Origin of the sequence: Jeotgalibaca dankookensis, from assembly GCF_002005405.1 — a bacterium.
In the GTDB taxonomy this organism is placed as follows: domain Bacteria; phylum Bacillota; class Bacilli; order Lactobacillales; family Aerococcaceae; genus Jeotgalibaca; species Jeotgalibaca dankookensis.
This window is the reverse complement of record NZ_CP019728.1, coordinates 111339-131683: the sequence shown is the minus strand read 5'-3', so window position 1 is coordinate 131683 and position 20345 is coordinate 111339. Positions and strand designations below refer to the sequence as shown.

The following is a 20345-nucleotide window of genomic DNA, read 5'->3' as shown; positions in this document are numbered from 1 at the left end:
TTTCGCCCCTTTCATTTTATTTAAACGATGTCAATCGAATTTAAACTCCATGATGTCACCGATATTACATTGGAGGCATTTACAAATTTTGTATAGACTCTCCATGCTCACCGATTCTCCTTTACCAAGGCGGGCGATGATATTATAGGTAATGCCAGCTTGATCCTTTAAATCAGTTTTATTCATCTTCTTGTCGATCAATAGTTTCCACAGATTATCATAGCTAATCACCATGAATCGCACACCTCCAAGGATGTAAAATATAGTTAAGAATAGTATAACACATTACTAAACGAAATAGAAAGAAAACCTTACATCATCGCAAGATTTTCATGTGAATGCATGATAATTTTAAAAATAAACACTAAAAAGAAGTGCATTGATACACTGCTCAAATACTGTGTTTAAGCCATTTCGTATGGTAATATTCACTATCGTTGACTATCTTTAAACACCAAACAAACACCAAAAATGAATGAAACCCCACAGAAGTCCGCTGTTTTCGGGCATCGTGGGGTATCAGTGTTTATGTTTTCAAAATACACCGCAACCTTTTGCTCTTTTAATTGACGAATGTAATTCAAACAATCCACAGTATTTCTCGCAAATCGTGAAATAGACTTTGTAATAATCAAATCAATACTACCGTCCATACACTCATCAATCATTCGATTAAACTCTTTGCGATTCTTAGTATTAGTCCCTGAAATACCTTCATCCGCATAAATATCAACTAATCGCCAGTCAGGATTTTTGTTAATATAATTCGTATAGTGACTAACCTGGGTCTCGAAACTTCCAGTTTGTTCTTCACTTTCTGTAGATACTCGACAGTAAGCAGCGACTCTCAATTTTGGATGTTCTTTATCTAATGCACCCTCTTGTATTTTTTTACGAGCTGGAATTACCATAACTCTTTTATCTTTCATACTTCCACCTCTATGCTTTCATACAGCACTGATGCCTTTCGTAGGGGGTCTCGTGGTAATTTGACTTTATTCTTCCATTGAAACTTAGTGGAGATAGACATTTTAAGGGGCTTACACTCAAAGTTTCGTCCTAGCTTATTTTTTCGCCTCTCACGTTCCATTTGAACTTTTTCATATAGTTCTATTGAAACAATTGCCGGATAAAAATCGGTCCCCATATATATTGGATTTGCCAGAACCCTACCAATAAATCCATGGGTTTTATTGAGGCCCGCTTCTTCACCCACTTTAACCAAAGACTTTCCAGTTAAGTATATTTCAAATAAATCCCTAATTATTCTCGCTTCGTTTTCATCGACTGTTATTTCACCATGTTTTATCTGATATCCGTAATAGGTTTTCATTGACTACTCCTTTCCGTAAATCTTAAACCACATTTTAGATAAAAATGAAAGGTTTCTCGATTCTCTACTTTTACCCTTTCTAAGAATTCACTTAATACATTATCCTCATGCTCATTAAATGGATTCCTTCGTTTCAATAATTGATTCAGTTTCTTCAATTCTTGAAATCGAATTAATTTATTTTCATCTTCCTCAAGAACAGTTCGTTTTTCGTTCAACAGATTCTTCTTTTCTTGTTCTATTCGGTTCAAGTACTGATGATAAAATTCAACATCTATCAACCCACTACTATTAAGTTCCGTAAGTGTTTGGATGTTATTCTGACAATCCATAATTTTTTCCTCTACAATATTCAATCGGTTTTGAGTGACAAAAGATGTTTCACTAAAAGCGTTAATCGTTTCTTCAATAAGTTCTTCTCTAGCAAATATTAGCTTGTTTATCATGGTCATGAATGCCGCTTGAATGTCAGTTTCTTTTATAAATTTCATCGGGCACTGTTCCTTGTTACTGATATGCGTAGGACAGCACCAAGCTATGTAATTGCTTTGATTAGTGGAATAGTGAATTCTCCTTTTATAATTACTTCCACAATGACCGCATATTATTTTCTTCGTTAAGGGGTAGACAGTATTGCCTCGACTTACTTTGGTTTCACTTCGATTACTGAGTAAATCCTTAACTTTTTCAAAGTCTTCTCTTGAAATAATAGCCTCATGATTATCTGGAATGTATAACATATCAACATCACCGTCGTTAACATGACGCTGAAATTCCGAGTCAGTGTATGTTTTTTGATACAAAAAATCTCCAACATAACGTTCATTTGTCAAAATATACAAAATCGTACTATCTCGCCATATCTCTTTCCTAGGCGGAGTTATATCTTTAGAGTTGAGCTTATTGGCAAAGCGATAAGTCCCTTCCCCAGCCAGATAGCTTTCAAAAATATCTTGGATAATCCTTGCTTCCTTTTCATCTATTTCTAGATTATTATTTATAACTTTATAACCATATGGTGCACTAATGTGTCGATAGGAATTATTCTCAACGCGCTTTCTCAGTGACCACTTGATATTTTCGGATATTGTTCGTGATTCATTCTCCGCTAAGATACTCATTGAGGATAGTAATAATTCACCATCCATCTGTTGTGTATTCAAGTTTTCTTTATCGAAATGAACAGCTATTTTTAACGCACTTAATTCTCTGACTACGGTTAAACATTCCAAGATGTTTCTTGAAAATCTTGAAATGGATTTTATCAACACAAGGTCAATCTTTAATTGCTTGCAATCATCAATTAGAGATTGTAGACCTGGCCGTTTATCCATATTCGTTCCAGTAATACCATCATCCGAATAGATCCCTATTTTTTCCCATTCTGGATGAGAATCAATGAGTTGATCATAATGCGCCACTTGACTTTCTAAAGAACCTAATTGTTCTTCGCTATCCGTTGACACTCTACAGTAAGCTGCTACACGAGTTCGATTATTATTTAACGGTTGCTGCACCGCTTCTATTTTTGTTACTTTCTTCATAATCTCACCTCCTTCGGCAGTCACATATTACCTCTAAAACCCTATGCTATCAACGTTTTAGACCAGTAAATCCTTTAAGTATGGATTGAATTTTTCTAAGTTTAATTGATGTATTTCCGCCTTTTCCTCCTCAGTGATTAGACCGACTTCCTTTAATTCATTTAAGGCTTGTTCAGCCAGAAAATAATCTATTTCATCATAAAATTGTGATGTTGTTATTTTGTCTTTCATCGTTCTCCTCCTTATTGCTTTATCGCCAAAATAGAGGTGAGTTCTTTTGTAAGTTAGTCTCCCTCTTACTATTAGCCAGGAGAATGAATGAATTCGGACGGTCTAAAAAATTTAGGCAAAAAAATAGACCTACCAGCACAGAATGCTAGTAGGTCATCTTATTATTTCTCTTTCATGGTTACTAAATATATTACGCCATCTACTTCGACTTCACCTTCTCCTTTTCTTGGTTGAGGCTGCTCACCACCTGCGGCTTGTTCAGAAGACAATGTAATTAGGTCTTTATCATTTTTTAACTTCTCATTTACTGCTTTTTGTATCAGTTCTGGATCATGCCCCAGTGAACGAATGCTTTGAATTCTCTCTTGACCGTCGCCATGCTTTCCGGAAATAATTTCACCAACTAACTGCTCCTTTGTAATGGGTTGGATTTGACGGTTCACTTCTTTTTGAACTTTTACCGCATCATAGCCGGCTTGTTCTAATCGTTGTGTCCGAGCATTTCCATTTCCCCATTTTCCTTGAATCACTTCACGTGCTACTTCTTGAATAGGAAGTCCTCTGTTGGATGTCACAAAACCATAACGCGGTCTTGCATAGCCCTGAATGGTACTAGAATACTTATGATAGCTTCTTCTGGCTACTTGCGAAACACCATTAATAATCGCATTCCCCTCTATTGTATTGATGTTATTTCCAGATACCGATTCTACCAGCCCAATGTGTTGTGCCCAGCCAGTTCGTAGATGGTCCCATCTAAAAATAACGATATCACCTGGCAAAGGTAAGTATGTATTCTCAGAAGATTTAAGTTGATACCAGATCCCTTTTTGTTTAAAGATATTTTTATGACGTTCGACCCCACACTCCCGCCCAATTAAGTCTGTTGCCCCTGATTCATCGGATATAACCGTAATAAAGGCATCACACCAATCATCGGTATATTTTACATGATAGCCCACTGGTAATGGCTTCACCTGATTATAACGGTCAATTAAATTTTTATGGCTAGTTGATTGTTTAGTCATACCAAGGTAATTTTTTGCTACTTGTATTATATTTTTTGCACTTACAGGCATCTGCATTCCTCCTTCATCTAACACATCCAACGCACCTGAATTTGCCGCATTAATGGCTTTTCTTTTATCTATCATTAGTTTCAAATAATTCTGATAGCCAGTGGCTGCATAATCATATTTTGCACCGCCCACCTTAAATAAACCTTTAACGGCTACTTCAAACTCAATTTGGCCACTCACATTGTAAATTCCTCCAGGACGTAGTAAGTAGGCCCAATCCTCAACAAAGTCCGCTAACGACTGGTATCGATAATAATATCCACCTTCTCTATCCGGTCGTTTACTTCCTTTGGTCACAGTAATTCCAGATGGTCTCACTACAACATCTAAACTTTCTTCACTAAAAGGCATACTCATACCCGATAAGTTATTATTTTGAATCGCAACCGGACTCTTGCCCCATATACTTTCAACATGTAGTTGTGTAATTAATAGGGAAGATAAAATTAAGTAAGTGTTTGCTTTGTCTAATATGAGCTGAATTACCTCTGGTGCTAAGGTAGCACCTTGATAGTTTAATTCCATAACTTCTCCTAACTTTCCGCATCTTTATCTTCAGAATGATTAATTTGTTTGAGTGCTTCTTTGATTTTGGGTGGCACTGGCAAACCTATTTGAATTGCATTTTCCACAATAGATAATCCTTCATTTGAGGCATAAAAACTTATTGCAGCTGTTCTCAACACTGCAGACTCTCCACCAAAAATATGAACATCTAATAAGTTAGCTAAACCTACAATGACAAAAATCATAAATTTCTTTGTAATACCTTTACGCCCTACTCGGCTCGACAATTCATGATCATGATAAGCTCTTAATAACCCAGTAACGTAATCCGATATAACTAAAGTAAGAAGGATTGTTAGTAGACCGTCTATTGGCCCTAGATACCACCCCAATATGCCTCCGAAAATCGCGCTAGTATTATTTACCACATTTGAATTTAATAGTGTTTTCAATCATCCTCACCCACCTCTCAAAGATGCACGTAATTCCATAAATCGATTGCGATAGCGGATATTATCGATAAAGGTAATGTTATAAACATTGTCTCTAAACGTTATCGCAGTATCTTCAGAAATGTCGTCTCGATACCGGATTGTAAATTTTAATTCCTTTTCTAATGATAATCCTAAAGCCGAATAATATTCGTCGCCATGAAGATTTGATACATGAGCCCATGCGGATCCAAATTCAACATACTCTTTCCCATATGGCGTCCCATATTCATCCACTAATGTGCGTTCCTCTGCAAAACTAATTCTTTGGTTTAAATCATTGATCGTAATATTCATTAAAAAACCTCATTTCGATAAGGAAACAGAATCGCCCTCATTAACTGAATCATGGAATTAAAATCTGCAGTTTCTCGATTTTCATATAAATAGGCTACCCCATAAAGGATAGCCATGATAATATCTGCTGGGACTTCATCATATTCTGTCAATGTGTGTCTTAATGTATTTTCTACAGTTTGCTGGGAGGATTGAATGAGTTGAGTAATCAGACTATCTTCAACTTCATTCTCTACCCTTAAAAATAGCTTTGCTTCTTCTAAACTAACTACCATTACATTCACCTACTAACTATTAAGCACCCGCTTTTTGTTTCAATAACTTAACAGCTTCTGGTAAGATCAGCTTTCCGTCCACTCTTTGTGACCCTAAAAAACCAACCTGACCTGTCGTCGCATATAATTCATTTAATCGTTTAAAGCTGCGTCCTTCTCGATCCGCAATCCAGTAGTAACTGAAATCACCAAAAATCACAGTGGTTGCTCCAGCTGCAATTTCCGGAACATAAGGAGAGGTTAGGACAGGACAGTTTAAAATTTTATCTGGTGTACCGGCCACTAAAGATGGCTGCCAGATATATTGGCCATTAGCATCCTTTAGCTGACGAATGGCTTTGACCGTTTGGTCATTCATAATGAATACTGAATTTTTACGGTAAGGTTCTTTAACGGAATAATATAAATCAATAAGATTATCGAAAGTGATTGCCTTATCAGAAGTAGTAGTAATTCCTACCTCCACAGAATTATCAGAAAGGAGCCCTAATGGTTTTCCAACCCCATCCCCTACTAAGAAGGCCTCTTCTTCCTTAGATCCTAATCGGCGAGCAAACTCACGCGCAATATAACTTGGTAAATTAAACGCAGAATCGTTTAATAATTCCTCTGATACTTTTACTAAAGTCCCCAATTTATGAGCTCCTAATAAAACTTGATTGAAATTCAAATCACTCTCAACATAGGACCCTTCTTCATCCATCCAAGAAGCATCTCCTTTTGAAGCGACCACTGGAATTTTTCGTTCACCGCTACTCGTTTGAATGACTTTCGCAATGCGGCGGAAGATATTTTCTGACTCTAATCCTTCTATTAATTGTCGTTCAAATTCATCTGGGACTAAATACCCACCTTCTGAATCCGTTCCAACCTGCAGTGCATTCTGTATAACACCGCTATTCTTACCGCGCATTACATTCCAAAATGCTTGTTCATATTCTGGGCTGGCTTTCCCTGACGCAATTTCTTTTGTACTCTGCGGTGATGTGACAATACCTTGTGAAGTAGCTTGGTTCATCACTTTATCCATTTCTAGTTGTTTTTCTAAACGTTCAATTTCATGACCTAAAGAAATAACTTCTTCCTCCATCGCTTCATAGCGCTGCGTATCTTCTGCTGATAAGACATCTGACACTTTATAGCAATCATCTAAAAAAGCCTTGGTTTGATCCCAGGCTTTAGCACGTTTTTGTCTTAATTCTTGTAATTTATTCATTAAATTTTCCTCCTAATATTTCAATCGCTCTAAGCGATCATAAAATGATTGAATCGGTGTGTATTTAGTTTCTAACTTCGCGACAAATTCAAGAGCTAATTGCTTCGTTGAAAAAGAATAATTTGATAACGCAAGCTCTTTATCACCTTGATAAATCACATCGCAGAAGCCGAGTTCTTTGGCTTTATTCGCATTCATCCAAGTTTCAGCATCCATCATCTTAGACAATTCTTCTCTTGATAAATCAGTTTTTAGTTCATAGGCATTAATAATTGATTCTTTCACTTCCTCTAACATAACAATCGCTCGACTCATTTCTTTACTGCTTCCCATCACCGCTGTTAATGGATTATGAATCATCATGAGAGAGGTTGGTGCCATCTCCACAGTTGTTCCGGCCATTGCAATCACACTGGCAGCAGAAGCAGCAAGCCCATCTACTCGAACTGTTACCTCATTGGGATAATTCATTAACATCGTATAAATTTGACTGGCTGCAATACAGTCACCACCGGGAGAATTCAACCAGATAATAATAGGCCCATCTCCTTCATCTAATTGATTTTTAAATAGTTGAGGTGTAACCTCATCGTCTAACCAGGAATTCTCTGCAATGACTCCATCCATGACCAACTCCCTTACACTTTCATTATTTGTCTTCTTCCAATTCCAAAATACGGTCATCTGCATCTATCCTCTCTTTATAAAAAGCCCCCGCTTGATCCAGTGGAAGCATGTTGCCATTCACTAAATATTGATTGCCACCCTCTTTATCACTGATATGGTTCATGTCTTCTAACTCTCGAATGTCATTTGCTGAAAGCCAACCGTTTTGACGTCCTACAGCATAACCATTCATTCGCGTCTCATAATCACCTCGTAAAAGTCCACTTACATTAAACTTTACAAAGTAGGTATCTTTCTCATCTTTAAAAAACAGTGATTGGTGAATTGCTTGTTCAATACGAACGAGCCAAGGATTTAGTGTGTATTTCACAAATTCCATGGATTGTTGCTCGATATTATTGAAGCTAGAGCGGTCTAAATCTCCAATCATATGTGGCGGCACTCGAAATATTCGCGCAATTTCATTCAACTGAAATTTTCTTGTTTCTAAAAACTGGGCTTGATCAGGTGGAATCGTTAATTGATGGAATTTCATTCCTTCCTCCAATACTGCGACACGATGAACATTCCCTTTAGAAAATTGTGCTTGCCACGTTTCTCTTAACCGTTCTGGATCCTTGACAATCCCTGGATGCTCTAAAACGCCTCCGGGTGTTGCACCATTCGCGAAAAACCTAGCCCCATAATCTTCTGTAGCCAACGCCATACCAATCGCGTTTTTAGCCATCGCAATGGGGCTGTACCCCATCAACCCATCAAAGCCCAAACCCGGAATATGAAGCACTTCTGATCTAGTTAGTGATATTTTTTCTTCTCTACCTGAGCCATCAGAGGTTTTGGTGTAAACATAAATCAATTCATTATTCTTCGCTCTTTGAACTTCTACTTGATTAGGCATCAATGGGTACATTCCTAACACATCACCTCTGCCGTTGCGAATCACTTGAGCATAGGCATTTCCGTATAGGAGCAGATGTGACATCATCGTTTCTCTGAAAGTAAAACTCGTCATTTCTTCATTGGGCTCATCATGTAATAGAAAGTAGAGAGGGTGCTCTCGTGCTTTAACTTTGCTGCCATTGTCTTCATAACGATATAAATGCAAAGGTAAGCTCGCAACAGACTCGGACAGAATACGAACGCAGGCATACACTCCTGTTGACTGCATGGCCGTCCTTTCATTAACCTTTTGGCCAGAAGGGGTTGAGCCAAATAAAAAAGATAAGCGACTATTTGTAAAATTGGTCGGCTTATCTCTCGATCGAAATAACATTTTTAATTGTTCAAACATTTTCAATTTATCACCTCATTTATAACAGTAAAATACCTCGGTCTTCATACACCGAACCATGTTTCCCAGCATTTCGAATGGCTCGATCTAATGCCATAATCGTTGCGACTATCCCATCAATTTTTTCAGATGATTTTTCCTTATCTGGTTTAATATTTCCAGCTGGATCATTCTTAATAAAGATGTTATCCGCCATCCAATGTAAAACTGGATGACCACCATGAGCAATTTTTTCTTCAAGAACCAGTTTCATTAATTCTTTGGTCGGAGGACTCATGTCTTTAAATCCTTGCCCAAATGGAACCACAGTAAAACCCATTCCTTCCAAGTTTTGCGACATTTGAATTGCTCCCCAACGGTCAAAGGCTATTTCCTGAATATTAAATTGCGTTCCGAGTTCTTCTATAAACTTTTCAATATACCCATAATGAACGACATTACCTTCAGTCGTTAATAAATCTCCACTTTGTATCCATTGATCATAATGTACATGGTCTCGACTTACTCTAAGTGCCACATTATCTTCCGGCATCCAAAAGTGAGGTAGCACTGCATATTTATCTTCTTCATCTTCTGGAGGAAAGACTAAGACAAATGCCGATAAGTCTGTCGTAGAAGATAAATCTAATCCGCCATAACATACCTTGCCTCTCAGGCGCTCAGGGTCTACTGGAAAATCACAGGCGGACCATTTATCCATTGGCATCCATCGCACCGCTTGTTTCACCCATTGGTTCAATCTAAGCTGTCTAAATGAATTTTCCTCCGCCGGATTCTGTCTGGCACTTTCAAAGGCTGCTTCGACTTTTTCCATAGCTACAGTAATATCTAAGGAGGGATTCGCTTTTTTCCAAACCTCTGGATCGGTCCAATCCTCATCTTCCTTCGCTCCATAAATGACTGGATAAAAAGTAGGATCCGTTTTGCGACCTTCTATAATATCCTCCGCTTTTTGATGAACCTCATAACCAATGCTTTGAGTATCGTTACCTGCTGTTGTAATTAAAAAATATAAAGGCTGTGTCCTCGCGTCCCCTGAACCTTTCGTCATAACATCAAATAATTTACGATTAGGTTGTGTATGGAGTTCATCAAAAATAACCCCACTAATATTAAACCCATGTTTCGAGTAGGCTTCTGCCGATAAAACTTGGTAAAAACTATTAGTGGGATGAAAAATGATTCTTTTTTGTGAGGCAAGAATTTTTACGCGTTTATTTAAGGCAGGACACATCCGCACCATATCAGCGGCCACTTCAAAAACAATTGAAGCTTGTTGTCTGTCTGCTGCACAACCGTATACTTCGGCTCGTTCTTCCCCATCCCCACAAGTGAGTAATAGCGCTAACGCTGCTGCAAGTTCTGACTTCCCTTGTTTTTTAGGTATCTCAACATAAGCTGTGTTAAATTGGCGATATCCATTAGGCTTGATGGTTCCAAATAAGTCTCTAACAATTTGTTCTTGCCAATCAATTAATTCAAATGGTTTGCCTGCCCATTGACCTTTGGTGTGCGTTAAACATTCAATAAAATCTACTGCGTAATCCGCTTTTTCTTTATCATATACTGATGTCTTTTCCTTGAATTGTGTAGGTACATACTTTTTAAGTTTTCTCAATCGTCTCCCTCCCCAAAAAACCAGAAAACTCTTTATGAGTCCTCTGGTTTTAGAAATTATTGATCCATATTACAATGTCGACAATAATAGGCTGTTCTATCTCTCATATTATGACAATATTTACACTCGATTTCATCCAACTCACCGGTCGATAGAAGCGTCCTATGATAACATTTTTGACAGTACACTGTGTCTCCTTCATCACAAAGCCATTCTTGATCATCATTACCACAATTTGCACAATTCATATTAACCTCCTAGAAATATATGATTTTTTGTTATATATATTATATCTTATATGAAAATAGAAGTTAATATATATTCTTAACTTTATCCTTTTGATATAGTACGTTTAATGAAGAACCGTTATCCCAAGAAACCATAATGGAACCAATATCATCGACTCCTACAACGGTTCCTAATGTGCCTACAGGAGGTGCTTGAACATCATCCATTTGAACTAATTCAACCCGACTGCCAATAGGGTATTGTTTTTTGATAGTTTCTAAAATTCGCTTATCCATTTTGAGCCTCCTTTGGAAATCTAAAAGCACTATTTCCGGATAACTCTTTAAGTAAGATATTTCTTACGTCTTTGTAGTCCGGTCCTATCATCCCAATTGCCAATTGCCAGTAAAAACGTTCTAAAAGTATATTTGTCATTATCCGTTTGCGTTTCTTTTGCTGAAATAAATTTCCGTTCTTTTACGTACTGAATGGTTTTTTCAATGAATATGACTGTGGCTTGTATGACTTCTTGATCCGGTTGTTCATCAAACCAAGGAAATTCTAAATGATCGCTCTTCACTTCAAAACAAACCCTGTTTGCATTTAAGGCTTTTTCAATTAGCACCCTTTTGGCAGTTAATAGCTTTTCTAATTTTACCAATTCTGTGGCTTCAATTAATGGCACTGAAATACTAAAGCCTGTTTCATTTTTTTGATTCATCACACTAAATCCGGCTTCCAGAATCGCTTGATGGACTTTTTCGTTTAAACCAATGACTGTCGCATCTCGTTCAACCTTTATTTCCCCAATTTGATAAGCATATGTGGGGGTGCCAAGATATTTTATCGCCTCACCAGTTTCCCTTGATATGACTTTGCACAACGCTTTACGTTTACGACCTTCTAACTCATACATTATCTGCATGATTTCCCCTCCTTTTCTTCATGTACATATATCACTCTAAACGGAGTGGAAGTCCAGTCATATCAGTGATTAGATAGCTTTTATTACACATGATAGGATATACTAGGAATAAAGGAGCTGATTTTATGCAATGGTTAACAACTTTCAATACCTGGTTTATCAATAGCAAAGATTCGATTACTTTATGGATTGCAATCATAGGATTTTTCTTGTCAATTTGGAACTTAATCTCAAAGTGGTTAGATAATCGGACTCATGTAACCGTTGAAGTTAAAAACACTTATCGGTTAGCATCAAACATTCTTTTTCTAGAATTAGCTATTACCAATCATTCCAGAAAACAAACTGTACTCCAACGAACTAAAATTTCTATTCAAAACGAACATTTTGGCAGTTTATATGACGCTCGTCAGATTATGAAAACCCAAGAGGTAGCAAAAGGATTTAAAGAAGCTACATATATTACTGACTTTCCAATAACAATTCCACCGCTAGGTTGTGATCGATTTTGGGTAAGATATGACTTTGAAAATGAAATACCAGAGTTGCTTGACGAAACGCAGGCTAATATTTCTTTAGTTTTTTTTGGTAAAGAGAAGCTTCATCCTGTCTCCTTACCTAAACGTTTAACTCTTGAGGAACTATTCAGAAACACTTGATAGTAAATCAGAATAAGTATATTTTTTCCCTTTACGTATTAATGTTACTTCGGTACTGTTTTCAACTTGTTTAATGTACCGTTTGACAATCACATCGCAGTATTTCTCATCTAGTTCAATCGTGTAACAAACTCGATCCGTTTGTTCACAAGCTATAAGCGTTGACCCGGATCCTCCAAAGGGGTCCAGTACAATCCCATTGGTTAATGAAGAATTTAGAATTGGATATGCAATTAAAGGTACGGGTTTCATCGTTGGATGGTCGCCATTTTTCTTGGGTTTATCAAATTCCCAAATTGTTGACTCTTTTCGTCCGTTATACCATAGGTGCTTCCCTTTTTTCTTCCATCCAAATAGAATCGGTTCGTGTTGCCATTGATAAGGAGAACGACCTAAGACCAGGGATTGTTTCTTCCAAATACAAGTCCCTGACAGATAGAAACCCGCCTCTTTAAATGCTCTTCTAAAGTTCAGACCTTCAGTATCCGCATGAAACATATAGATAGAACCATCGTCAGCTAGTACATCATGAGACAATTGAAACACATCTAATAAAAACTGATAAAAGTCGACATCACTTTGATTATCATTTTGAATTTTTCCTGCTTTACCTTCATAGTTCACATTATAAGGAGGGTCTGTCACAATCAAATTCGCTAGTCGCCCTTCCATTAAGGCTTCAAAGGTTGAGATTTTGGTACTGTCGCCACAGACTAAACGATGACGACCTAATTGCCAAATATCTCCTTGCTGTGTCATGGTGGGCTCTTTTAGGACTTCATCCACATCAAAATCATCATCTTCTATCCCATCCTTCAAATCATCTTTAAATAAGTCGTCGAGTTCTTCTGGATCAAATCCGGTGAGTGATACATCAAAGTCAGTAGCCTCTAAATCTGAAATGAGAATGACCAATTTATCTTTATCCCAATCACCACTGATTTTATTTAAGGCTACATTGAGAGCTTTCTCCTTGTCCTCATCTAAATCAACCACCACACAATCGATCGTTTCGTAACCTAAGTCTTCTAAAACCTTGAGTCGCTGGTGCCCACCTACTACCCGTTCCGTTCTTTGATTCCAAATAATTGGATCAACGTAACCGAATGTTCCTAACGAACGTTTCAATTTTTCATATTCTGCATCACCTGGCTGTAAATTTTTTCGCGGATTATACTCAGCAGGAGTTAATTCTTTAAGAGATAATTGCCTCATCTCCATTGATAATCCCCTCCTTCGTTAATTTCTTATGAGCTGTTTGTTCCCAGGTAAACCGACTCGAATTAAAGTGGCCATAGCAAGCTGTTCGCTGATATTTAACATACCTTAAATTTAAATAGTCGATAATTCCCTTCGGACTTAAATCGTATGATACTAAAATAATCTCTTTTAGTTTGTCGTCCGATAATTTACCGGTTCCAAACGTATTTACTGAAATGGCAACTGGCTCTGCTTTACCTATCGCATAGGATATGGCGATTTCACATTTTTCTGCTAAGTTCTCATCAATCACTTGTCTTGCGATATGTCTTGCCATATAAGCACCCGACCGGTCAACTTTTGTGGGGTCCTTTCCTGAAAAGGCTCCTCCACCATGAGCACCTAAACCACCATATGTATCCACCATAATTTTACGACCTGTTAGTCCGGTATCTGCGTCAGGCCCTCCAATAACAAACCGACCAGACGGATTAATTAATATCAATGTATCTTCATCCAGTAAGTCTTGACGGACAACTGGTAGAATAACATGAGATTTAACTTCTTGTTTTAATTGGTCGATATTTTTAGCCTCATCATGTTGAATCGAAATGACAATCGCAGCAATCCTTTTCGGCTTTCCATCTTTGTATTCTACACTGACCTGGGACTTGCCATCTGAGTGGATTCCTTCAATCGTTCCTAACCATCTTGCTGAATCTAATCGCTGACATAATTGATGGGCATAAGATAATGGCATGGGTAAGCGGTCATAGGTTTCATTCGTCGCATAACCATAGACTGTCCCTTGGTCTCCGGCACCCAACTCGTCATGTTGACTTCCTTCTCGAACTTCCAGAGCTATATCAACACCATCTTGAATGTCTTTACTTTGTTTTTGAATATGCACGTGGATTTTTAATTTTCGCGCGTCATACCCACATGACTCCAATACGCGTCTAATAACTTGGCGGATACCTATTTTTGTATTACAAGTTATTTCCCCAGCTATAAATACATGACCTTTCGTAATCATTACTTCACAGGCCACCCGCGATTGATTATCTAGCGATAGTGCTTCATCTAAAATAGCATCCGATATTTGATCACAGAGTTTATCAGGGTGCCCCTCACAAACACTCTCTGCTGTTTTAATTATTGTCATTGTCTATCCTCCAATTAAGATTTTTTTCTAAGTAGTTTTTCCATCAAATCATCTTTAGGTATTGGCCCATCATAGGACACACTCGCATTCTCTCGGACAATTTGATAAATCTGATACCACAGTGTATTAATTTGTTTCATGTAGTCTTTCGACATAGAAACATAGGGAGAAGCAATTGCATTCCCCGTCGTCGGGTGTTTAGCCAGAAAGCCAAATTCTGAAATAGCTTGTTCGCACTGAATCCATCTGGAAACCGTCATTGCATACTGTTCAATGAGTTGCTGATTCACAAAGGCTTCGCATTCGTGCATTTTGAGCCAATTCCACATCTCCTCATAAATTTCTTCCACATAAAACTTTTCACCGTTTTTTTGTTCTTGTTTTAAATAATCATTAATGGGTGGCATATCGGTCGCTTCCAAACCTTCTGGTGTGGGTAGAACATAAGTATCCTTCAACCGGTCATCATTTATCTTGTCCACTAAAGCATTCTTCTTTCGTCCTGCACCAATACGTGCGCCACCGCGCCTAGTACCATCTTTTGCCAACCACCTTTCACCTCATCTCAACTAACCCCACTGTCAGGCAAATAGGAAGGGGGTAATACCCTGTTTGAATTCAAAAAAATTTACGCGAGGGTCCCCGCCCGCTGAACGCCTTACCTTCAGAGAGATTCGACCTCCCCCTCCCCTTATATATTTCCACCATATCGACGTCACTAAAACCTATTTCTAGTATTTATACTCAACACCCTTTGGAAATCGATCCCCATCTAATATCGATTGCTTGGAGTGGCAGGGTTTGCATAATGTTTGGAGGTTAGTAAAGTCATTCGTTCCACCTCGTCCCAGCGGTAAGATGTGATGCACTTCCTGACCAGCAGTCAGTCTTCCCTCTGCTTGACACTGCTCACACAAAGGATTCTGATGCAGATACAATTGTCGTATCCTTCGCCACTGTCTTCCATAGCGTTTGTTACTTTCAGGGTCTCTCTGATATCGATTGTAAGTTTGATGGCTTTCCTTTCGATGCGCCTCACAGTACCGTCCATCTACTAACTCTGGACACCCTGGATAAGAACAAGGTTTCTTGGGTTGTCTTGGCACAGTCTTTCACCTCCACATAGAAAAAGCCCATACAAGTTTTCAGCTTGCATAGGCTCGTGTCTTATCTTTTTTTCCTAGCTTAACATTAACAAAAGAGTTAACTGACATTCAATGACATTTACTGCTAAGATTTAAATTGTTTAGTCACATCATCTAATCCTTTATTATGTAACCGATAGATATGGCGGATATTATAATTTAAGTCGATAGCAATTTGTTCAAAAGGGAGAAAGCATAGATAACGTTTCTCTAGTACCATTTGTTCTTCTGAATCTTTTACTATCTTTATCTTCACCATGATATCTCGTTTCAAGTCCACTAGCTTATCGATATCGATATTGATTTCTTCTTGGAGGCTCATTATTTTGATAACAGTTTCTTCTAAGCTAGACTGCTTGGAATGAGGATGCTTTGGCATGTCTGATAAAGTAGACGTTGCTTTAGTCGCTAAAAGTCTTAATTGGTCGACTTGTTCTAGTTTTGAATTAATAAGTTGATCTAAGTAAAAAGCTTGTTGTAAATATTCTTTAGCATTCAATCTAACTTACCTCCAATTCCGCTTTGACAGCTTCCATTAATTGATTTTGAAATTTATCTTTTAACCTTAATGCTTTCATAACATCCTCATCAATCGTATCCTCAGTGATAATGTGATGGACTACAACTGACTCCTTTTGTCCTTGCCGATAGAGCCGCGCGTTGGTTTGTTGGTAAAGTTCTAAGGACCAAGTTAATGAAAACCAAACTAAAGTAGAGCCTCCTGCTTGTAAGTTTAAACCATGACCAGCACTAGCTGGATGAATCAAAGCGATTGGAATTAATCCTTTATTCCAATCTTGAAAGTCTTGTTGCGTCTTTAATACCTTCACATCAAATCGTTGGGTGATACGAGTTAAGTCATGTTTGAACCAATAGACTACCAGAAGTGGTTTTCCATTCGCAGCCTCGACAAGATCTTCTAGGGCATCTAACTTACGGTCATGAAGCCAGACACTCTCTTTTTGCTCATCGTAAACGGATCCACTGGCCATTTGGAGTAACTTATTGGAAAGACTGGCGGCATTAATCGCATCAATTTCTTTGTCTTTTACCTCCACAATCATTTCTTTTCGCATCTCGTCATAAACTTTGCGTTCCTTATCTGATAGCCTAACAACTACTTCATTGGTTATAAAGTCTGGCAAATCTAAATAGTCCTCTGCCTTCATGGAAACTGTAATGTCTTCAATTTGATTGTAGATTGCTTCTTCTGCTTCAGGCTTAGGTTTATAAGAATAAATGACCATACCATTCCGTTGATCGGGGTCAAAGTAACGCTGGCGGTAGTGAGTGATAAACCGTCCAAGACGCTCTCCCTTATCTAAGATTCGAAATTGTGCCCATAAATCCATTAAACCATTACTCGATGGCGTCCCAGTTAGTCCGACAATTCGTTTGATAAAAGGTCTAACTTTTAGCAATGATTTAAAACGTTTTGCGGCATGTGACTTAAAACTAGAGAGTTCATCAATGATGACCATATCAAAATCAAATTGATAACCACTCTTTTCGATCAACCATGTGACATTCTCACGATTAATGATATATATTTCGACCTCTTGTTTAAGGGCTGACTGTCTTTCTATTTGATTACCAACTACGGCAGAATAACGAAGATCCTGTAGATGGTTCCACTTTTCTATTTCATTGGGCCAGGTATCTCTTGCTACCCTCAACGGAGCTATCACCAAGACTTTCTTTACTTCAAAAGAGTCGTACATCAAATTCTTAATTGCTGTCAAAGTAATGACTGTCTTTCCAAGTCCCATATCTAAAAACAGAGCCGCGACAGGATGAGTATCAATGTATTCAATCATCTGTTGTTGATAACCATGTGGTTTAAACTCCATCACGAATCACCTCCTCAAGTATTCTTGATATATCTTCTGTGCTATCTAGTACAAAGCATTTAAAATCTAAGGATTGAAGTTGGTTAATCCGTTTCTGTTGAAGTTTACGAGGTTTATGACCGGGTGCTTTCACTTCAACAAAAGCCAGCTTACCTCCTGGAAGCAATACTATTCGGTCAGGAATCCCAGTTAAACTTGGACTCGTCCACTTTAAACACCATCCTCCAAGACATCTGACTGCTCTAATTAATTGCTGTTCAATTTCCTTTTCTCTCATGTTACCCCCTCAATAGTTTGATAAATCAATAAAGTGACGGTGAGTGATGGCTGTATCTATTCTTATTTATATATAATTTTAATTTTTGCTCTATATAAAATAGGTATAGAAATAGCCGTCACTGGGTGTCACTTTCCCTTTGTATCAAGCTTTATAAAAATTCACTTTGTAATTTCAATCCATGGATGAAAGTACCACGATTGGTCTTCTTCCGTTCAAATCCCGCTGAGGCAAGAGCTGTATAAAAATCAGTCGTGCTTCTAGGGAATTCTCCAGAACGGTGACAATAGGCTCTATATTCCTCGTAGACTCTTCCTGATTTTTCTATGAGCCCTTCTTTAACATCACAGCAATCCATTATGAAATGATGGAACCAGTCATTCGTTTCCTTATAAAAAGCAACCGCATCTTTTACCTTTTGAGGCTGCGAAATTTTATAATCTTCAGCAATGACCTTCTGTGCCCCTTCAACTACCCAAGCTAAGATAGCTTCGCCGGCTTCTTGATAAAGAAAATCCGCGTAGTTTTTAATATCACTGTTTCCTTCAATCTTTGCCTCAAAGGGAATAACAATTAATCGTCGCCATGTTCCTTCATCCAAGGCGCCTACTTTTGGAAGGTGATTGGTGTAAAGGACCAATGTATGACTCGGCGTATAAGAAAAGGGATCCTTAAACTTTTTCTCCGCGAAAATCTCATCAGTGGAGCATAACTTTTTGACGACAGACGTGTTGAGTCGCATCCCTTCTTGAAGTTCGGCAGAGATTAAGAGGCGTTTTCCTTTTGCTTCTGCCAGTTCGTATTTCACATTACCTTGTTGCTTCATCGTCAATGAATCCGCCGATAGATTCCCAGAATAGCTACCTAGGACTTTGGCAATCACATTCCAAAAGGTAGACTTCCCATTGCGGCCATCTCCATAGGCAATTATAAGGGCTTCCACGTATACCTTGCCATTCGCCGCCAGTCCGACAATTTTCTGAACATAATCGATCAATTCTTGATCCTCTTGGAAAAAAGTATCTAAAGCATCCAACCAATATTTCTCTCCTTTGTCCGATACGTCCACTAAAGTTTGTTTGGTAATAAAGTCTTCTGGCCGGTGCGCTAACAGCTCTCCTGTTTTTAAATCAATCGTATAAGAAGGTGTATTAAGTAAAAACTCACCCTGGTCTAATTCACCTTGTTCAATTTCTACAAGATGACGTACCACATTTAATGCGGATTGAATGTATCGATTATCACGTCGTTTGAGCACAAAATCTTCATACGCTAAAGCTCCTTCGAGATTTCGCATGATAACAGCCTGCTCTTTCGTCATGGCTTCTTGGGCTTTTTTCTTACTCATGGAAGCAAGCAATTGCATTCCGCCGTTATTTTCAAGAAGCTGTCTGTATTCATTGATTTTATTTCCTGCTTCTTCAAGTTGTTTATTCGTCAGTTCTTTTACAACCCCAACAGCTTGAGACTTTGACTCGTCCCAATAACTCCCGTTATACACTAGAAAGTCCGTTGAAGGAGAATAGCAAAGCTGATGAGAAAAGTGTTCTGCCAATACAGAAGCTTGGCCCACATCTGAATAGTCTGTGGGTTTATATTGATAGGTCACATTAAATTGGTCCGGTGGAATGTAATTAGGATCCTGAGACACACGCTCTCCAAAATTCAAAGCAGACTGCCAAATCTTATTCAATTCTTCTTCCGATAAAGGTGGTGAACAATCTAATGCTTTTTGTTCAAACTGCTCTCGTGCTTCCTTGGTATTTCCTAAGCGAATTAAAAGTCGTCCAGCATAATGGCTCATCGTACTATTCCGAGACCCTTCTGGTATCGAAGTCTGGTCATGAGCCCATGACTCAAATGAAGGAAATAGTCGGATAAAGCTGCAGACCTTTTGATTGCCGGCGCAGTGGACTATTTCAGGATTGGCCACCCCAAATGTCATACGCGCGCTATCTAAAGCATTGCGATCAAAGTAGGGAAAGTAATCGACAATGGATTCTTTTAACTGTTTATAATCTTGCGCATCATAAACTTCCTCAATCGGAAAATACACATGAAAGCGAGGCCGAGCTGATAAACTACCTTTCTTCTTTTGATGGTTTCGACTCGTTACTAAATAACATTTGACATCAGGAAAGTAGGTAATAAAGTCACTCATCTCAATCCAATCCTCTGAGTTATCAGAGTGATCATTATCTAAATCTAGTACAACAACATTTGACACCTTAAAATTTCCCACCGATCGATAGTTATTTTCATAGGCAGCAGCAACATGATCATAAGCTGCTGCTTGTTCTAATTTTTCTTTTGAATCGACACTGACTTGATGTGGAAATACGGTAGCCCGATGATTTCCAATCGTGACTGAACAATATAAATTCATC

At 38.2% G+C, this 20345-nt stretch carries 24 protein-coding genes; 1 reads left to right on the top strand and 23 read right to left on the bottom strand.

The features are described from left to right. Nucleotides 1–30: 30 nt before the first annotated feature. The 15 genes from BW727_RS00620 to BW727_RS00550 all read right to left on the bottom strand — a co-directional run bounded on the left by BW727_RS00620 (nucleotide 31) and on the right by BW727_RS00550 (nucleotide 11662). Nucleotides 31–234 carry a helix-turn-helix domain-containing protein gene (locus tag BW727_RS00620; RefSeq protein ID WP_062467898.1) on the bottom strand — a complete coding sequence of 68 codons (204 nt, stop codon included), beginning with the start codon at nucleotides 232–234 and terminating at the stop codon, nucleotides 31–33. Nucleotides 235–431: 197 nt separating this feature from the next. Further along, nucleotides 432–929 (bottom strand): recombinase family protein, encoded by a 498-nt coding sequence (locus tag BW727_RS00615; protein WP_062467897.1) that lies wholly within the window; start codon nucleotides 927–929, stop codon nucleotides 432–434. After that, entirely contained in the window at nucleotides 926–1333 is a 408-nt protein-coding gene (locus BW727_RS00610; RefSeq protein WP_062467896.1) for a recombinase family protein, read from the bottom strand. Before BW727_RS00610 ends, BW727_RS00615 begins: the two co-directional genes overlap by 4 nt. Further along, nucleotides 1330–2877: a recombinase family protein gene (locus BW727_RS00605; protein WP_062467895.1), complete on the bottom strand. Its 1548-nt coding sequence runs from the start codon at nucleotides 2875–2877 to the stop codon at nucleotides 1330–1332. Before BW727_RS00605 ends, BW727_RS00610 begins: the two co-directional genes overlap by 4 nt. 57 nt (nucleotides 2878–2934) lie before the next feature. After that, complete coding sequence (locus BW727_RS10645) at nucleotides 2935–3108, bottom strand: SHOCT domain-containing protein (protein WP_169749220.1); 174 nt, start codon at nucleotides 3106–3108, stop codon at nucleotides 2935–2937. Between the two features lie 161 nt (nucleotides 3109–3269). After that, nucleotides 3270–4712 carry a glucosaminidase domain-containing protein gene (locus BW727_RS00600; protein WP_062467894.1) on the bottom strand — a complete coding sequence of 481 codons (1443 nt, stop codon included), beginning with the start codon at nucleotides 4710–4712 and terminating at the stop codon, nucleotides 3270–3272. A gap of 8 nt (nucleotides 4713–4720) precedes the next feature. Further along, nucleotides 4721–5146, bottom strand: coding sequence for a phage holin family protein (locus BW727_RS00595; RefSeq protein WP_077795680.1), 426 nt, complete (start codon nucleotides 5144–5146; stop codon nucleotides 4721–4723). A 6-nt stretch (nucleotides 5147–5152) separates the two neighbouring features. Beyond that, on the bottom strand, nucleotides 5153–5482 hold the full coding sequence (locus BW727_RS00590; protein ID WP_062467893.1) for a phage head closure protein: 330 nt from the start codon (nucleotides 5480–5482) through the stop codon (nucleotides 5153–5155). Continuing rightward, nucleotides 5482–5757 carry a head-tail connector protein gene (locus tag BW727_RS00585; protein WP_062467892.1) on the bottom strand — a complete coding sequence of 92 codons (276 nt, stop codon included), beginning with the start codon at nucleotides 5755–5757 and terminating at the stop codon, nucleotides 5482–5484. Before BW727_RS00585 ends, BW727_RS00590 begins: the two co-directional genes overlap by 1 nt. A gap of 19 nt (nucleotides 5758–5776) precedes the next feature. Next, nucleotides 5777–6973: a phage major capsid protein gene (locus BW727_RS00580; RefSeq protein ID WP_062467891.1), complete on the bottom strand. Its 1197-nt coding sequence runs from the start codon at nucleotides 6971–6973 to the stop codon at nucleotides 5777–5779. Nucleotides 6974–6985: 12 nt separating this feature from the next. After that, nucleotides 6986–7657 carry a head maturation protease, ClpP-related gene (locus BW727_RS00575; protein ID WP_062467890.1) on the bottom strand — a complete coding sequence of 224 codons (672 nt, stop codon included), beginning with the start codon at nucleotides 7655–7657 and terminating at the stop codon, nucleotides 6986–6988. Next, nucleotides 7623–8891, bottom strand: a complete 1269-nt coding sequence (locus tag BW727_RS00570) for a phage portal protein (protein ID WP_077795865.1) — start codon at nucleotides 8889–8891, stop codon at nucleotides 7623–7625. Before BW727_RS00570 ends, BW727_RS00575 begins: the two co-directional genes overlap by 35 nt. A 19-nt stretch (nucleotides 8892–8910) precedes the next feature. After that, on the bottom strand, nucleotides 8911–10509 hold the full coding sequence (locus BW727_RS00565) for a terminase large subunit (protein WP_062467889.1): 1599 nt from the start codon (nucleotides 10507–10509) through the stop codon (nucleotides 8911–8913). A 311-nt stretch (nucleotides 10510–10820) separates the two neighbouring features. Beyond that, nucleotides 10821–11033: a DUF4314 domain-containing protein gene (locus BW727_RS00555; RefSeq protein ID WP_062467887.1), complete on the bottom strand. Its 213-nt coding sequence runs from the start codon at nucleotides 11031–11033 to the stop codon at nucleotides 10821–10823. A 47-nt stretch (nucleotides 11034–11080) separates the two neighbouring features. Beyond that, the gene (locus BW727_RS00550) at nucleotides 11081–11662 is read right to left on the bottom strand and encodes a hypothetical protein (protein WP_062467886.1); all 582 of its coding nucleotides are present in this window, start codon (nucleotides 11660–11662) and stop codon (nucleotides 11081–11083) included. Nucleotides 11663–11787: 125 nt separating this feature from the next. Between BW727_RS00550 and BW727_RS00545 the strand changes: the two genes are divergently transcribed. Continuing rightward, entirely contained in the window at nucleotides 11788–12321 is a 534-nt protein-coding gene (locus tag BW727_RS00545) for a hypothetical protein (protein WP_062467885.1), read from the top strand. On the opposite strand, the gene BW727_RS00540 is transcribed toward BW727_RS00545, so the two are convergent. From BW727_RS00540 to BW727_RS00505, 8 genes are all read right to left on the bottom strand, one after another. Next, nucleotides 12304–13542, bottom strand: a complete 1239-nt coding sequence (locus BW727_RS00540; RefSeq protein WP_062467884.1) for a site-specific DNA-methyltransferase — start codon at nucleotides 13540–13542, stop codon at nucleotides 12304–12306. The genes BW727_RS00545 and BW727_RS00540 overlap by 18 nt on opposite strands. Continuing rightward, nucleotides 13517–14686, bottom strand: coding sequence for a methionine adenosyltransferase (metK, locus tag BW727_RS00535; RefSeq protein ID WP_062467883.1), 1170 nt, complete (start codon nucleotides 14684–14686; stop codon nucleotides 13517–13519). Before metK ends, BW727_RS00540 begins: the two co-directional genes overlap by 26 nt. A 14-nt stretch (nucleotides 14687–14700) precedes the next feature. After that, complete coding sequence (locus BW727_RS00530; RefSeq protein ID WP_062467882.1) at nucleotides 14701–15234, bottom strand: P27 family phage terminase small subunit; 534 nt, start codon at nucleotides 15232–15234, stop codon at nucleotides 14701–14703. A gap of 183 nt (nucleotides 15235–15417) precedes the next feature. Next, complete coding sequence (locus tag BW727_RS00525) at nucleotides 15418–15792, bottom strand: HNH endonuclease (protein WP_062467881.1); 375 nt, start codon at nucleotides 15790–15792, stop codon at nucleotides 15418–15420. Nucleotides 15793–15916: 124 nt separating this feature from the next. Next, nucleotides 15917–16330, bottom strand: coding sequence for a hypothetical protein (locus BW727_RS00520; RefSeq protein ID WP_062467880.1), 414 nt, complete (start codon nucleotides 16328–16330; stop codon nucleotides 15917–15919). Nucleotide 16331: 1 nt separating this feature from the next. Then, nucleotides 16332–17681, bottom strand: a complete 1350-nt coding sequence (locus BW727_RS00515; protein WP_062467879.1) for a DEAD/DEAH box helicase — start codon at nucleotides 17679–17681, stop codon at nucleotides 16332–16334. Next, on the bottom strand, nucleotides 17671–17958 hold the full coding sequence (locus tag BW727_RS00510) for a VRR-NUC domain-containing protein (RefSeq protein ID WP_062467878.1): 288 nt from the start codon (nucleotides 17956–17958) through the stop codon (nucleotides 17671–17673). Before BW727_RS00510 ends, BW727_RS00515 begins: the two co-directional genes overlap by 11 nt. 151 nt (nucleotides 17959–18109) lie before the next feature. Continuing rightward, entirely contained in the window at nucleotides 18110–20344 is a 2235-nt protein-coding gene (locus BW727_RS00505) for a phage/plasmid primase, P4 family (RefSeq protein WP_062467877.1), read from the bottom strand. Between the last annotated feature and the right edge of the window lies 1 nt (nucleotide 20345).